Raw genomic sequence first — 14,616 nt, forward strand, 5'->3', positions numbered from 1 at the left:
GCCGTGTCCTCGCGGTAGCGGGGCCCGCGTGAGGACCGTCTCGGCGAAGCCCGCGCCGCATGAGCGATCGGCCGGTCCGAGAACCCCGCCCATGGATGGGGGTCACGGTCGCGGGAAGCGGGCGCGTACGGCGTCGATGCAGGTCTCACGGGAGGTGGGCCCGCCGAAGCGAAGGCGGTCATAGGCCGTGAACGCCGGTTCCAGTGCGTCGAGTTCGTCGACCAGGGCGTGCAGCCGCTCGGACCACTGCGCCGAGCCGGCGTCCGGCTCGTCCGCCGCGGCGCCGATCGCGGTCGTCAGGTGACTCTTGCGCTGGATGGCCGCCGGAGTCACCGAGTGCAGGCACACGTACTGTCCGCTGAGATACGCCGTCCACTCCGCCTTCCCGGTGACCGGGTCGGCCCAGTGAGCGATGAACCACGCTTCGAGCACCTCCACGCCCCCGGCCTCGTCGGCGAGAGCGAACAGGTCGGCCGGCACCATCTCGGCACCGTCGGAGCGCAGATATCCCGGAAGCGGCAGACGCTGCGCCAGCATCAGCCGGCGGACCGCTTCGGCATCGCGGCCCTGGACGGCGCACAGTTCCTCCAGGGTGACGAACTGCGCGCTGACGTACGCGTCATCGGCATCGGTCATCGGATGGTCGCCGTTGACCTCGCGGAACCGCTCGGCGAGCTGCCGCTTCAGGTCTGCTTCCGGCATCGGTCGCCTCCAGCGTTCACCCGCGCGGACATCTCCCGCGCAGGACTCGGCACGCTACCGGCCGGACGGTTCGGCACCGGCCGAACCATCGATGGATCCACGCCGGCACGGCGGACGGCCGTCCTGTCCGTGGCCACCGAGTCCGCGCTGAGGTTCGGGGGCTTCGATCCGGAAGACCGGGCGGCCGCGCCGGGAACAGCCGTCCGGGCGGCACGGTTGCATCGACCGAGGGCCCGGCACCGGACAGGCGGGGAACACGGACGCCGCGAGGTCGTCCGCCTCACGGGGATCCGGGCCCCAGGATTGTTCACGCCCGCCGCACCATCGGACCAAGACGTGTTCTTTTGCAGGAGGACCTTTCATGACTGACCGTCCCTTGACTCTCATGGCAGTGCACGCCCACCCCGACGACGAGGCCACCGGGACCGGAGGGGTCCTCGCGCGGTACGCGGCGGAAGGCATCCGTACGGTCCTCGTGACGTGTACCGACGGCGGCTGCGGTGACGGACCCGGCGGTGTCAAGCCGGGCGACCCGGGACACGATCCGGCGGCGGTGGCCCTGATGCGCCGTCAGGAACTCGATGCCAGCTGCGAAGTCCTGAAGATCAGCGATCTGGAGATGCTGGACTACGCCGACTCCGGGATGACGGGCTGGCCGACCAACGACGCCCCCGGATCCTTCTGGCAGGCCCCCGTGCAGGAAGGCGCGGCCCGCCTCGCGGAGCTCATGCGGCACTACCGTCCCGATGTGGTCGTCACCTACGACGAGAACGGCTTCTACGGCCACCCCGACCACATCCAGGCCCACCGCATCACGATGGCGGCCCTGGAGATGACGGAGCTGACGCCGAAGGTGTACTGGACCACGATGCCCCGCTCGATGATGCGGCGGTTCGGCGAGATCATGCGCGAGTTCCACGAGGAGATGCCGGAGCCGGATCCCGCCGAGGCCGCCGCGCTGGCCGAGATCGGCCTGCCGGACGACGAGATCACCACGTGGGTGGACACCACCGCGTTCAGCGGCCAGAAGTTCGACGCGCTGGCCGCGCACGCCAGCCAGGGCGAGAACATCTTCTTCCTCAAGATGGGCAAGGAGAGGTTCGCCGAGCTGATGGGCATGGAGACCTTCGTACGCGTTCGGGACACCACCGGCTCGTCCGTGCCCGAGAACGACCTCTTCGCGGGACTGCGCTGATCCGCCCGTAGCCCCGGCCGGGCAGGCGTGCGACACCGCGCTCGTCCCCGGACCCCGTGGACCTGAGGGCGGCTGAGCAGGCGGTGCGCGTCAGCTCAGGTCACGCCCCCGGCGGTCTGCTCCGAGCGGAACGGACCGCCGGGGGCGTGACACGACTGATCATTTGATCGCCGCCACCGGCGGGCTGACCGATACTCGCTGACACCCCCACCGGGCGCCGGCCGCTGACCCGACCCGTCCGCGCTGTCCGCCCTGTCCGCCAGCGCGGACCTTCCCGACGGGATCGCTGTACGGCGACTCGGCCCCGTGAGCGGTCAGTTCGCGCCCATCTTCCGTACGGGCACGAACCGCGCCTTCCTGATGTCCGGACCGCCGGACGTCCCGGGGAAGACCCAATAGCCGTGTTCCTCGCGTGGTGTGGAGAAGCCCCGGTAGCCGACGAGCAGTTCGGCACAACCGTCGCCGTCGAGGTCCTCCGCGGCCACGTCCCAGCCGAAGTTGTCCGCGTCCGCGGCATGCGCGGGACGGGTGGTCAGGTGGAGCGCGTAGCGATCGATGGTGAGCGGGGACGCGTAGCCGCCGTCCGGTCGCGACAGCAGGATACTCACGGTGCCTGCCGGCTTGCCGCGCGAGTCCCGGTTCACGATGTCGTCCTGGCCGTCGCCGTTCAGGTCGGCGAGGGCGGGACCCCCGATGTAGCCGACGGTCCGCAACGTTCCGGGTGGGTCCTGGCCGGATATCCCGGACGTGACGGGAAGCCGACTGGTGCGGGCACCCGGGCCGTTCGGGCCGCCGTGCAGGATCGTGCCGTCGGTCCGGATGACGTCCGTGAACCGGTCACCGTCCAGCCTCCCGGCGCCGAGGAGCGGAGTGCTGCGGTCGCCGCCGCGCGAGGGCAGGGGAAGAGCCTTGCTCACGCCGGTGGGCAGCGCGGCCACCGCCGGCCCTTCGGGCGTCCCCCGGTAGTAGCGGGTGTCCACGAGGTCTCGCGGCAGGCGGTCCTCGTCGTACCAGTCGGATCTGCTCTGATCCTCCGGCGGCTCGGGCAGCCCGCCCCGGGTGAGGACGTCGTCGCGGCCGTCCCCGTCGAAGTCGCCGGTGACGAGGGAGGACACACCCACGGCACCGCCCTGTGCGGCCTCGACGGCGACGGTCCTGCGGGGCTCGCCGGTACGGGTGAACGGCCCGTAGAGGATGGTGAAGCAGGCGGTCCGGCTCCGATCGTGGAAACCCGGAGGCTGTACTTCGTGGCCGTCCCGCAGCCCGACCAGGTCCAGCGTCCCGTCTCCGTCGAAGTCACCTGTCGAGCGGAACAGCGGGTATCCGGCGGGAAGCCGCACGGTGTGCGGAGTGCCCTTCCGGCTGCCCCAGACGATGCTCTGTCCGGTCCAGAAGTGGTCGTTGTTGTGCAGGCTGTTCTGGACGAGGAGGTCCGCCAGGCCGTCGCCGTCCAGGTCGCCGGTGAGGTGGGCGGCGCTGTTCGCCGCCAGCGGGCGGGTGCTGGTGGCCGGGTCGAGTCCAGGGATGCTCAGTGAGACGCCGGCTGCCGGGGCGATGCCTCGCGCCGAACCGGTGACGACGACGCGGTGGTGCAACCAGCCGCCGCCTTCCTTCGGGCGGTACCAGGCGTTGAGGTGGACGTCGGGGAAGCCGTCGCCGTTGAAGTCCGTGCGGTTGATCCTCTGTCGGGGGTCTGCCCGGGCGGTGCGGGCCGGGGCAGCGGGTGCGGCCGCGCACACGGCGGGGGCGACGGCCGGTGCCTTGCCGTCCGACTCGGCCGGCGGTGTGCGCTGCGGCAGGCCGGGGTTGCGGTGACCGCCGGAGGAACCAGAGAGGCGGGCGTGCACCGCCACACCCGCGAGGCTCAGCGCGAGGACGACGACGAGGAGGGCGCTGGCGAGACGGCGGCGGGACATGGTCCGAGTCTGGGGCCGGCTGCCGGGCCCGGCCAGGTCCGGGACGTCCCGAGTCGGCAACGGTCACCGAGCGGTCCTGCGGCAGACGCGCTGCGGCTGACGCGCTGCGCAAGAGCCGGAAATCCGTTTGGCGGGTCACCGCGGGCCCTGCTAGCTTCCTGGGAGCCGTGCGAGAGATTGAGGAGGTGGTACCCGTGTACGCAGAATCGACGTGGGTGCTCCCCTCCGGGGTCACGGTCGGGCGGTAGGTCGTCCGGGAGCGCCGTATGCGCACTCCCGAAAGGCACGACCATGCATGTCACTTCTGAGCAGCGTCTCGACGACGGAGTCCTCGAGCGCGCCTTCACCCTCGGCGAGATCCCGGGCATCCTGTGGACGCCCGCGTCCGCATCCGCGTCCGCACCGGTGCCGCTGATCCTCCTCGGCCACCCCACGCTCGGACTGCGCAGGATGTACCCCCGGCTGGCCGGGCGGGCCCGGCACGCGGCGGCGGACGGCTTCGCCACCGCCACCATCGAACTCCCCGGATGCGGTGACCGCCCCCGTTGGGCGGCCGCCGAGCAGGCCCGCGCCGACCTGCGCCGGGCCATGGAGGCCGACGGGCCGGTCGACGACGAGATCATCGACGCCCTCGTCCTGCCGCTCGTCGAGAAGTCGGTCCCGGAATGGCAGACCGCCCTGGACGCCCTGCTGTCACTGCCCGAGATCGGCGGCCCCGTCGGGTACTCGGGAGGAATCATCTCCTTCGGCGTTCGCCTCGCGGTGGTCGAGCCCCGCATCGTGGCGGCCACCTTGTTCGCCGGGAGCCTCGTGCCTCGCGCCATGTATGAGGAGGCCCGCCGGGTCACCATTCCGCTGCACGTCCTGCTGCAGTGGGACGACGAGGGCAACGACCGGCAGGCGGCCCTGGACCTGTTCGACGCCTTCGGCTCCGAGGAGAAGTCCCTCCACGCCCATATGGGCGGGCACACCGGTGTCCCGCCGTACGCGGGGGACGCCGCGGCCCACTTCTTCACCCGGCATCTGAAGTGAGGCCGGGCGGCCGGAGCACCAGCGGACTGTAAGCCGCGCTGCCAGTACCTTCGCTCGCCGGGCGAAGGTACTGGCACTCCGATCACCACGCAGTAATAGGATTCCGATCGATCACGCCGTCGGTCAGGCGCGCGAGCGGGTCGAGCACGAACAGGGCCGACGGTACGTTCCCGCCCGTGGGCCCAGCCGCGGGCGACCGGCAACGGACGCGTCCCGGGATGCGCGAGCAGGGGCGCAGCATGACGTCCGCTTCGAGCACCGCGTCCTGGTCGTGGGTGAGCAGGAGGACGCGGCATGAGCGAGCGCAAGGAACGCCCACTGCTGTTTCTGGACGTCGACGGCCCTCTCCTGCCGTTCGGTGGTGACTGCCTCCAGCGCAAGCCGTCCGGCACCGCGACGGATGCGCACCTGACACGGCTCGACCCGCGCGTCGGGCCTCGCCTCGCGGCACTGCCGTGCGAGCTGATCTGGGCAACGACCTGGGAGGACGAGGCGAACGCCCACATAGCACCGCGGCTCGGCCTGCCACCCCTGCCGGTCGTGCACTGGCCTGAGCCCTCTGGCGCGCGTGAACGCGAGGACCGGTGGTACGGGCTCCACTGGAAGACCCGAACCCTGGCGGCATGGGCGGACGGACGCCCGTTCGTCTGGGTCCACGACGAGATCACCGACGCCGATCAGGACTGGGTGTCCACCCACCACTGCGCCCCGGCCCTCCTCCGCCGCATCGCGTCGTCCCACGGCCTCACCGACGCGGACTTCGCCGTCCTCGATCGATGGCTGCGAACCATGTGAACGTGCCACGGTGCCCGCAGGAGCCGACGACTGCTACCGAAGGTGGTGTCGCCCACCGGCCTGCGTTCCCCGAACAGTAATCCGGTTGCCTCGACTGTTGCCTGGACTGCCGGGTCCGTCCGCCGACTCGCGATCACGCGCCGGGCCCGCCCGCACCGCGCGGACCTCCTCATCCGGGCCAGACGCTGACCGGGGAGGCAGAAGCCAAGGGCTGTCCGCCTGGGCGAAGCGGTCCAGGCCGAGGACGGCGAGGAGGCGCAGTTTTTCGTAGCCCTCGGTGCGCGGCGGGGCGGTGAGCACGAGGAGTGTCTGGGTCTGGTCCTCGGTGAACAGGGCCTGGCAATCGAGTTCGATCGCGCCGAGTTCGGGATGGACGAGCGTCTTGTGGTCCTCGAAGCGCTGGGCGACCTCGTGCCGGGCCCAGAGTTCGGCGAACTCCTTGCTGGCCTTCTGCAGGGTGCGTACGAGTTCACCGGCCTGCGACCGCGGTCCGCGCAGCCCGTGTGCGGCGCGCAGGTTCGCGACCTGGGCGCGGCTCTGCCGGTCCCGGTCGGCCTCGGGGTAGACCGACCGCTCCGCGGGATCGGTGAACCAGCGGTAGATCGCGCTGCGCGCCAGACCGGTGTGCCGGGACGCGTCTCCGAACAGGGCGGCGGCCATCCTGTTCTGCACCAGCGTCTCGCCCAGGTCGGTCAGGATGAGCGCCGGAGTGTCGTCGAGGCGGTCCAGCACCCGCAGCAGGGCGGGGGCGACGTGAGGCGAGGCCGACAGCGACGCCGGTGCGTTGTGCCCGGCTATCCGGTACAGATAGTCGCGCTCGTCGCTCGTCAGCCGCAACGCCCGGGCGAGCGAGGCCAGCATGTGCTCGCTCGGCTGCGGGCCCCGCCGCTGTTCGAGCCGCGTGTAGTAGTCGGTCGACATCACGGCGAGGGACGCGACTTCCTCACGCCGCAGACCCCTGGTCCGCCGGCGCGCGCCCGGGGGAAGGGCGACGTCCTGCGGCTGCAGTGCCTCGCGGCGACGGCGCAGGAAGTCAGCGAGTGCTGCTCGGTCCATGTGGTCGATTATCGTCCGGTCCCGGTGGGCGAGCCAGGGACCGCCGATCCCCCGATAACCGGTCTCTGCACCCGCGACGGCGGACCGGCGACGATCGAGGCATGAACATCTCCGGAAACACCATTTTCATCCCCGGCTCCACCAGCGGCATCGGTCTCGCCCTCGCCCTCGAACTGCGGGCCAGGGGGAACACGGTCATCGTCGGCGGCCGGCGCGCCGAGCTGCTCGAACAGATCGCGGCCGAGCACCCCGGCATCCACACCGTGCGGATCGACACCACAGACACCGCGAGCATCGCCTCCGCCGCGAAGCAGGTGCTGGCCGACCACCCCGACCTCAACGTCCTGGTCACCATGGCCGGTGTCATGCACGTCGAGGACTGGCACACTCCCGCGTCGTTCCTCGCCACGGCCGAGACCACGGTGACCACGAACGTGCTCGGTCCCATCCGGCTCATCGCCGCGTTCGTCGAGCATCTGCAGGCGCGGCCGGACGCCACGATCATCACCGTCTCCTCCGGCCTGGCCTTCACACCGCTCAGGATGACGCCGAGCTACAACGCCTCGAAGGCCGCGATCCATATGCTCAGCGAGTCCGTCCGGCTCCAGCTCGCCGACACTTCGGTGCGTGTCGTGGAGCTCGAACCGCCGTCCGTGCGCACCGCGCTGCTGCCCGGGCAGGAGGACAACGAACTGGCCATGCCCCTGGACGAGTTCGTCACCGAGGTGGTCGGCCTGCTCGAAGCGCAGCCCGACGCGAAGGAGATCCAGGTCGAGCGCGTGAAGTTCCTGCGCTACGGCGAGGCCCGCGGCGACTACGACCAGGTGGTCGAGACGCTCAACGGCGCGGACCCGCACGGGAAGTAGGCCGGAGCGCGCCGACGCCCGTTGGCACCGCCGACGGCCGTACCGGACGCCCAGGGTGCCGAAGCCCGCGAGGACCGGTCCCGGATGCGGGTGACCGACGGGCCCGGTCTATGCCTGGTCGGTGCTGTGCCCCCGGGGCCAGGGCGTGGTTGATACCGCGTCGTACGAAGGCGCGTGCCCGCATGCCCCGGCGGATGCGCCGGACGGGACCGATCGGCGCGGGTTCCGCATACCGGCGCTCACGAATGTCGCGCACCACGTCCGCGGGCGCGCCCAGTTCCAGCAGTTCCGCCAGGGCCTCGCCCTTCGTGATCAGCCGCCCGTCGCGCAGCGTGACGGTGGCGCGGGCCAGGACCAGCAGGCCGAGGTCCACCCGGACGTCACGGAGCCAGAGCAGGGGTTTTCCCGTGGCAGGAAGCCAGAATCCTGCCAGGTCCCGCCGGATGAAATCCTCCAACTGGCCGTGCGTGAGCGGTGGGAGCAGTTCCGCCGGGGACGGGCCATGAAGGGTGAGCCCGCCGTCCAGCAGCTCCCGGCGGGTGACCGGTGTGACCGGTCGTTCGAGGATCATGCCGTGTGCCCAGGTGAGATGGTCCGCCTCCGCTTCGATGAGCGAGCTGGCCGCCATGTACGAGCAGTGCAGCCGGGCCGCGGCCGGCTCTTCGTCCATCAGCCGCTGGTGCATGGCCGCCAGCCGGTCCCTCCGCCCGTCGTCCAGAGGGCTTTCGACGATCGCGATGAGATCGAGATCGCTGCGTCCCGGCTGGAAATCGCCCAGCGCGAGTGAACCATGCGCCCAGACGGCAACGGTCGGCACCACCGACCGCGTCTCGGAGACGAACCGCTCGAGTACGAGGTCTGTCTCCGTCGCCGCCATACGCGGAATCCTCGCACACCACCCCTGCGCCGGGCCTTGCGTTCGCAGGTCACTGCCGCGCGCCCGCAGCCCCTTCGCCGCTCCCACCCTGCCGCTAAGACTGCCCCGCCGGGACCGTCGCTCCGCGCGTTGTTCGCGACGCCGGATGCCCACCATGGCCTGCATCCGGAAAAGCCGGACGGCACCATGGCCGGCATCCGGAAAAGACAGACCGGCAGCCGGCGTCACGTTCGGCGAACCGGGCAGCAGCACCGCATGAAGCCCCGACCGCGTTTCACGTTCGCCGCGACCACGCTCGACGCGCCGGACGCCCACGAGCTCGCACGGTTCTACCGGGATCTGCTGGGGTGGCCCACGCGGAAGGAGGAGCCGGGCTGGGTCGAGATCGCATCGCCCGACGGCGCTGCCCGACTGTCGTTCCAGACGGAGCCGCTCTTCACCCGCCCGCGGTGGCCTGCCGGCCGGCACGAGCAGCAGATGATGATGCACCTGGACATCGAGGTGGACGATCTGCCGTCTGCCGTCGATCACGCCGTCGCACGGGGAGCGACCGTGGCGGACTTCCAGCCCCAGGCGGACGTACGCGTCCTGTGCGACCCCGCGGGCCACCCGTTCTGTCTCTTCGTGGGCAACGGCCCGGACCCCGTGGAGCGGGCGGCCGACGGACCGTGATCACCGCTGCTCCCACTGCTCCTTGGTGATCTCGTACCGCACGCCGCCGTGTTCGGCGCCCTCGACCATCGCCATGTCGGGAGGAGTGGGGATGCTGTCGGTGAGGGTCATCCGCAGCTTCTCCATGATGTTGCGAGAACCGCGGTTCACGGTCATCGTCTCAGCCCAGACCACGCGCACACCGAGCTCTGTGAACCCCTTGGCCAGCAGGGCACGCGAACCTTCGGTGGCATAGCCCTTGCCCCACGCCGCCTGCCGCAGCCGGTAGCCGAGTTCGGCCTCGTCCAGCGGACCCTGCGGCTCGGGTCGCAGGCAGAACCAGCCGATGAACACGCCGCCTTCCTTCTCGTGCGCGGCGAACAGTCCGAGATCGCCGCGCCACTTCTCGTAGGCGGCGACGATGCTCGGCAGTTGGCGCTCGCGGACGACCTTCGGGGCGGTCGGTGCGCCCCCGCTCAGGTAGCGCATCACCGCGGCGTCGCTGTCCAGCTCGATCAGCAGGTCCGCGTCGTCGAGAGTGAAACGGCGCAGGATCAGCCGCTCGGTTTCCAGATAGGTGTCCACGAAGTGGATCGTGCCCAAGGCGCGCCGGGCGGTTCAACCTCTTTTCCGATGGGGCAGCGGGCTCGGCCGGCCCGTCCCGTTCGGTGCGCCCGTCGACGAATCCGCTTGCCACGATGGCCCCGGCATCCCGTCAGGTCAGCGCCAGGAGTTCCGCGTTGGCGCGCTCGGTGACCAGGGCGAGGACGCGGCCGGCGGCTGCGAGGTCCTCGGCGGGTATCCCGCCCCAGATGCGGGCCGAGACGGGGGCGGTCTCCGCGCCCGCGGCCGTGATCAGCTCGCACCCCGCCTCCGTGGGGTGAAGATGCGTGCCGTCCGCGACGAGGAGCCGCTTGGCCAGCAGTTCGTCGAGAGCGGCGCGAATGTCGCCCGGACCGGTCTTGAGGGAGCCGTGGATCTCGGTGACGAGGTTTCCGGTGTCCGCGGGGCGTCGGCGGTGATGGTCGCGCGCAGGGCCATCTGCTGCAGGAACGTGACACCGTGCCGGGAAAGGACGCGCTCGAGGACGCCTCGGGCGGCGTAGTGGGCCAGGCCGAGGGCGCGGGCGTCGGCGGGTTGCGTGGTGGTCATGGTGTTGCCCCCCGAGTGCCCGACGGTTGGCGGGTGATCGAGCGCGACGCCGACTCCGGAAGCCCTCGCCCAGAGAGAGCGCAAATCTGTAGTCGTGAAGTGAGAATTTGCGGTGAGGCGTGGCGGGTTTTTCTCGCGCGGGCAAAGCGGCGATATTTCCTCACCGGCGGTGATGCTCGCACCGTGCTACTGTCGGTCGAAGTTGCAGTTGTGGTTCCCGAAAATCCAAGTGTCTCGACGGTCATTCCGACCGCGGGAAACACTTGTATCTACCGGTTGTTTTGCATTCCGGAGGGGTGATCATCGCGGCGACGCCGGGTCCGCACAGTGTGGATTCCGGGCACTGCCCCGAAGGAGATTTGACATGGCATCTGGCACCGTGAAGTGGTTCAACGCGGAAAAGGGTTTCGGCTTCATCGAGCAGGACGGCGGCGGCGCTGACGTCTTCGCCCACTACTCGAACATCGCCGCCCAGGGCTTCCGCGAGCTGCTCGAAGGCCAGAAGGTGAACTTCGACATCGCGCAGGGCCAGAAGGGCCCGACGGCGGAGAACATCGTTCCCGCCTGACACACGCGCAACGGCTGGGGCCCGCACCTTCGGGTGCGGGCCCCAGCCCGTAGAATTTCCCTGGCGCGGCACTCCGTCCCGCCCAGCGTCCGAACAGCACATCAGTCGCCCTGTCCGCGCACGTACCGCACGGCCGACGTTCTCATTCCAGCTCCGGACACGTGTTCCGTCTGAGCTTTCGACTCCGGTCCGCGGTCCCGACGAGCCGGCCACTTTCCCGCGATCGCCGGGCATTCCGTCACCGCCCGTTCGGCTCAATTTCAGTTCGTTTTCTTTCCGGCTCGTTCTCGCGATGGTCCGTGCTGTTCATCCGTCGCGGTAATTCCATGGCGCGTGCCGCCCCGAGGAGGGTCCGAGCGGACTGTCACGGTGACGTCGTCACGTCGGTCGCTCCTGGCCGGCAGCGCGCGGCATGACCCACCTCCTGCCGCCGCACCGCCCGACGACGGCCCGACTTCGACGCGAGTGCCCGGACCTTTCCTGATCAGACCACCGGCCCATCCACGCAGGAGGCACCACTTGACACCCGTTCAGACGCAGATCCGACCGATGAGCGCTCTCTCCGAGGCGGAAGTCGCCGTCGACGCCATGGCCTCGCCGGGTCTGAAGGTCTGGGGCGACATGACCGTCGAAGTGGCCCTGTCCATCATGGCCGGCGCGCGCGTCGCGTACCTGCCCGTCTGCGACGAGGACGCCCGGTGCACCGGACTGGTCACGCACGCCCAGCTCACCGCTGTGCGCGACGGCGCCATGTACACGGACCGCCTCCGTCTGCGCGACCTCCCGGACGACACCGAGCCCTGCCCTTCGCCTTCCGCGCGGCGGCCCGCAGCGGAACTCCTGGTGTGCCCCTGACCGGCGCCTTCGCCACCGTGTCAACGCCTCGGGAGAGCCACCCGGCCGTTCGTCACGAACTCCGGGCCGCCGACACGGTGGACCTGGCGGGCGGTACCGCGGGGGTGCGGAATCCTCGGAACGTCACCTGCCTACGGGTTTCGAAGCCGAGCCGCTCGTACAGCGTGATCGCAGCGGTGTTCGTCTCGGCCACGTGCAGAAAGGGACGTTCGTCGCGGGCCGTGATCCGCGCGGCGAGCGCGTTCACGAGCCGCGCCGCATACCCTCGCCCGCGCGCCTCCGGCGCGGTACAGACGGCGCTGATCTCGGTCCAGCCCGGAGGCCGCAACCGCTCCCCCGCCATCGCCACCAGTGTGCCGTTGTCACGGATCCCGAGGTAGGTGCCGAGTTCGTGGGTGCGCGGCCGGAACGGGCCCGGCCGGGTCCGTGCGACGAGGTCCAGCATCTCGGCCGCGTCGTCCGCGCCCAGTTCGACCACGCTGTCCTCCGCCCCGATCGCCGTGGCGCCGTGACCGGGCCCGGCGGTGCCGGACCTGATCATCTGGCGGCCCTCCAGGCGGAAGACCTGCTCCCAGCCCGGCGGCGGAGCGGCCGGACAGCTGAACATGTCGGCGAGTCCACCCGGGCCGAGCAGCTCGGCCAGGTCGTCCCACCCTGCCGCCTCCGGGCCGGCGGACACCGCGGAGAAGGTCGCGACTCCTGGTACGTAGGTGGCAGCCCGGCCGTGCCGGCGGGCGAGACGCTCGTGGTGACCGGCGAGTGACTGACCCACCGGATCGTCGAGTGCCATGCTGCGCTTCCCCATGGTTCCTGGCCTCTCCCGTCCTGCCTCGAAGCCGGGTCCCCGGCCGCTCGGCGCCCTGGAGCGCGGGCTGCCCCGGCTTGTCCCGGCTCCGCGCTCTCGCGAGCCCGCGTCGGACCCGGCCGCCTTTCAGGGCCCGGCGGGCATCGCGATCATAAACAGGCAGTTCATGCCCGCGGACGCGGGGCGTCCGCCTGCTCGTCGTGCGCTGCCTGGGCGGACTCGGTGTGGGAGAGGGCGGCGAGGAGCCGCAGCTTCTCGTCGCTGTCGCTGTCCTTGTCGGGGTAGTAGACGACGAGGATGACGTCGTCGATGGGGAGTTTGTCGCGGTGCAGGCGCAGTTCACCGACGACCTGGTGGTGGACCGTGATTGTGCCTCCGTCGAGACCGCGGACGTCCTGGCGGGCCCACAGGGTGCGAAACCGCTGGCTGGACAGCGCGAGTTCCCCGACGAGTTCCACGAACCGGGGATTGTCGGTGTCGTCGCCGATGGTGCTGCGAAGGGCGGCGACGAAGTCGGCGGTGGCTTGCGTCCAGTCCTGGTGGAAGGCCTGTTCCTCGGGATCGAGGAGGAGAGAGCGCAGTCGGTTCTCGCCCGGCCGCAGACGGGGGGAGAGCGCGACGGCCATCGGGTTGGAGGCCAGGACGTCGAACGCGCGCCCCTCCACGAACGCGGGGATCTGCAGGTGGGCGAGCAGCTCGTGCACACGCGCCGGTACGTGCTCGGGCCGCTTGCGGCGCGGCGCCCGGGGCCGTGCCCCGGCCAGGCCGAGCAGGTAGGTGCGTTCGACGTCGTCGAGCCGCAGGACGCGCGCGAGCGAGCCGAGGACCTGGGGTGAGGGGTTCCTGTCACGCCCCCGTTCCAGGCGCAGGTAGTAGTCGGGACTGATTCCGGCGAGCAGGGCGACTTCCTCACGGCGCAGGCCGGGCACGCGGCGGATGCCGCCGGGCGGGAGCCCTGCCTGGGCCGGGGAGACCAGCTCGCGCCGGGCACGAAGGTAGCTGCCGAGCCTGTTGCCGGATCCCTCGTCTTTCATACCGACACCGTAATGCGGTGCGTGAGTCGCAGCGGGGGCCCTGACAGGACCAGGGAGGAAGAGGGCTCTGTCACACCGCGGCCGATGCCGTCAAGACTGCGGTGACACCGTTTGAGAAGGACAGGGAATCCGACTGTCCGCGCCGCGGGCCTGAACACCGTCGGCGCCCTGAACGAAGGGCAGACCTCATGGATCTCTCCAAGCGCACCGTCCTCGTCGTCGGCGGGACCTCGGGCATCGGGCGGGAGCTGGCCCGCCGGTTCGCCGCGGCGGGCAGCACCGTGGCCGTCGGCGGTCGCAGCCCGCGGGCGCTTACGGAACTCGCCGAAGAAGGGTTCGCCACGTTCCCCGTCGACGTCACCGACGGTGCCTCCGTCACGTCCTTCCGTGACGCCGTGCTCGACCGCTGTCCCGAGGTGGACACCGTGGTGACCATGTCCGGCGTCATGCTTCTGGAGGACCTGCGCGATCCCGCGCACTTCGAGGCGGCAGCGGCGACGATCGACACCAACCTGGTCGGCACGATCCGGGTCATCGACGCCTTCACTCCGCACCTGCTCCGGCGGGGCGCCGGCACCTTCATCACCGTCACCTCCGGCATCGCCTTCCTGCCGTTCCCGCCCATGCCCAGCTACGCCGCCTCGAAGGCCGCTGTCCACGCCTACTCCGAGGCACTGCGGGCGCAGCTCGACGGCACCGGTGTCGGCGTCGTCGAACTCGTCCCCCCTGCCGTCGCCACAGCGGGCCAGGAACGGGTGAACCCGCACGCGCTGCCGCTCGACGACTTCGCCACCGAGGTGACGCACCTGCTCTCGCAGGAGCCCACACCGCACGAGATCCTCGTGAAGGGCGTCCTGATGCACCGCTGGGCCGAGCGCGACGGCACCTACGGCGACCTCGTCGCACAGCGCTCCCGGGCCCTGTCCATGCTCCCCGGCCGCGAGAGCTGACACCGCGCGGTCCGGCCTCCCCGCGCACCCGCCGAGTTCCTTCGCCGCGCCGTCGAGTCACGGGCTGCCGCCGAGCTTGCGGAGGGGATCCACCGGGAGCCCGTCCCGATGATGTCGCGGCGAGGCCGTTCATGCCGCTGCCGACAGGCGTCGTCGTGCGAC

The 14,616-nt window shown here is 70.7% G+C and carries 14 protein-coding genes and 2 pseudogenes; 8 read left to right on the forward strand and 8 right to left on the reverse strand.

Features of this window, described 5'->3' with window-relative positions; translation table 11 throughout:
• Positions 1 to 102: 102 nt before the first annotated feature.
• Positions 103 to 702, reverse strand: a complete 600-nt coding sequence (locus ACFY93_RS29230; RefSeq protein WP_391364505.1) for a DUF6058 family natural product biosynthesis protein — start codon at positions 700 to 702, stop codon at positions 103 to 105.
• 361 nt (positions 703 to 1,063) lie between these two features.
• Here ACFY93_RS29230 and ACFY93_RS29235 point away from each other — a divergent pair, with 361 nt between their 5' ends.
• Positions 1,064 to 1,897 (forward strand): PIG-L family deacetylase, encoded by an 834-nt coding sequence (locus ACFY93_RS29235; RefSeq protein ID WP_391364507.1) that lies wholly within the window; start codon positions 1,064 to 1,066, stop codon positions 1,895 to 1,897.
• A 314-nt stretch (positions 1,898 to 2,211) separates the two neighbouring features.
• Here the strand turns inward: ACFY93_RS29235 and ACFY93_RS29240 are convergent, their stop codons facing one another.
• The gene (locus ACFY93_RS29240; RefSeq protein WP_391364508.1) at positions 2,212 to 3,813 is read right to left on the reverse strand and encodes an FG-GAP-like repeat-containing protein; all 1,602 of its coding nucleotides are present in this window, start codon (positions 3,811 to 3,813) and stop codon (positions 2,212 to 2,214) included.
• Between the two features lie 291 nt (positions 3,814 to 4,104).
• Between ACFY93_RS29240 and ACFY93_RS29245 the strand changes: the two genes are divergently transcribed.
• Positions 4,105 to 4,845, forward strand: a complete 741-nt coding sequence (locus ACFY93_RS29245; protein ID WP_391364510.1) for an alpha/beta hydrolase — start codon at positions 4,105 to 4,107, stop codon at positions 4,843 to 4,845.
• A 294-nt stretch (positions 4,846 to 5,139) separates the two neighbouring features.
• Entirely contained in the window at positions 5,140 to 5,640 is a 501-nt protein-coding gene (locus tag ACFY93_RS29250; protein ID WP_391364512.1) for an HAD domain-containing protein, read from the forward strand.
• Positions 5,641 to 5,853: 213 nt separating this feature from the next.
• On the opposite strand, the pseudogene ACFY93_RS29255 reads toward ACFY93_RS29250, so the two are convergent.
• Positions 5,854 to 6,696 (reverse strand): annotated as a pseudogene (locus ACFY93_RS29255) (helix-turn-helix transcriptional regulator); the annotation flags it as partial.
• 101 nt (positions 6,697 to 6,797) lie between these two features.
• Between ACFY93_RS29255 and ACFY93_RS29260 the strand changes: the two are divergent.
• The gene (locus tag ACFY93_RS29260; protein ID WP_391364514.1) at positions 6,798 to 7,562 is read left to right on the forward strand and encodes an SDR family NAD(P)-dependent oxidoreductase; all 765 of its coding nucleotides are present in this window, start codon (positions 6,798 to 6,800) and stop codon (positions 7,560 to 7,562) included.
• Here ACFY93_RS29260 and ACFY93_RS29265 read toward each other — a convergent pair.
• The gene (locus ACFY93_RS29265) at positions 7,534 to 8,691 is read right to left on the reverse strand and encodes a nucleotidyltransferase domain-containing protein (RefSeq protein WP_391364516.1); all 1,158 of its coding nucleotides are present in this window, start codon (positions 8,689 to 8,691) and stop codon (positions 7,534 to 7,536) included. The genes ACFY93_RS29260 and ACFY93_RS29265 overlap by 29 nt on opposite strands.
• Before the next feature lie 3 nt (positions 8,692 to 8,694).
• Between ACFY93_RS29265 and ACFY93_RS29270 the strand changes: the two genes are divergently transcribed.
• Positions 8,695 to 9,111, forward strand: a complete 417-nt coding sequence (locus tag ACFY93_RS29270; RefSeq protein WP_391364518.1) for a VOC family protein — start codon at positions 8,695 to 8,697, stop codon at positions 9,109 to 9,111.
• Here the strand turns inward: ACFY93_RS29270 and ACFY93_RS29275 are convergent, their stop codons facing one another.
• Positions 9,112 to 9,675, reverse strand: coding sequence for a GNAT family N-acetyltransferase (locus tag ACFY93_RS29275; protein WP_391364520.1), 564 nt, complete (start codon positions 9,673 to 9,675; stop codon positions 9,112 to 9,114).
• Positions 9,676 to 9,805: 130 nt separating this feature from the next.
• Positions 9,806 to 10,242: pseudogene (locus ACFY93_RS29280) on the reverse strand (MarR family transcriptional regulator).
• A gap of 364 nt (positions 10,243 to 10,606) precedes the next feature.
• Here ACFY93_RS29280 and ACFY93_RS29285 point away from each other — a divergent pair.
• Both ACFY93_RS29285 and ACFY93_RS29290 read left to right on the forward strand, forming a co-directional pair.
• Positions 10,607 to 10,810, forward strand: coding sequence for a cold-shock protein (locus ACFY93_RS29285; protein ID WP_028810498.1), 204 nt, complete (start codon positions 10,607 to 10,609; stop codon positions 10,808 to 10,810).
• A gap of 549 nt (positions 10,811 to 11,359) precedes the next feature.
• On the forward strand, positions 11,360 to 11,665 hold the full coding sequence (locus tag ACFY93_RS29290; protein WP_391364522.1) for a CBS domain-containing protein: 306 nt from the start codon (positions 11,360 to 11,362) through the stop codon (positions 11,663 to 11,665).
• 52 nt (positions 11,666 to 11,717) lie between these two features.
• On the opposite strand, the gene ACFY93_RS29295 is transcribed toward ACFY93_RS29290, so the two are convergent.
• Both ACFY93_RS29295 and ACFY93_RS29300 read right to left on the reverse strand, forming a co-directional pair.
• Positions 11,718 to 12,470 (reverse strand): GNAT family N-acetyltransferase, encoded by a 753-nt coding sequence (locus tag ACFY93_RS29295; protein ID WP_391364524.1) that lies wholly within the window; start codon positions 12,468 to 12,470, stop codon positions 11,718 to 11,720.
• Between the two features lie 164 nt (positions 12,471 to 12,634).
• Entirely contained in the window at positions 12,635 to 13,504 is an 870-nt protein-coding gene (locus tag ACFY93_RS29300; RefSeq protein WP_391364526.1) for a helix-turn-helix domain-containing protein, read from the reverse strand.
• A 188-nt stretch (positions 13,505 to 13,692) separates the two neighbouring features.
• Here ACFY93_RS29300 and ACFY93_RS29305 point away from each other — a divergent pair, with 188 nt between their 5' ends.
• On the forward strand, positions 13,693 to 14,454 hold the full coding sequence (locus ACFY93_RS29305; protein WP_391364528.1) for an SDR family NAD(P)-dependent oxidoreductase: 762 nt from the start codon (positions 13,693 to 13,695) through the stop codon (positions 14,452 to 14,454).
• The last annotated feature ends 162 nt before the right edge of the window (positions 14,455 to 14,616 follow it).

This window comes from Streptomyces sp. NPDC008313 (assembly GCF_042956125.1).
Lineage (GTDB): Bacteria > Actinomycetota > Actinomycetes > Streptomycetales > Streptomycetaceae > Streptomyces.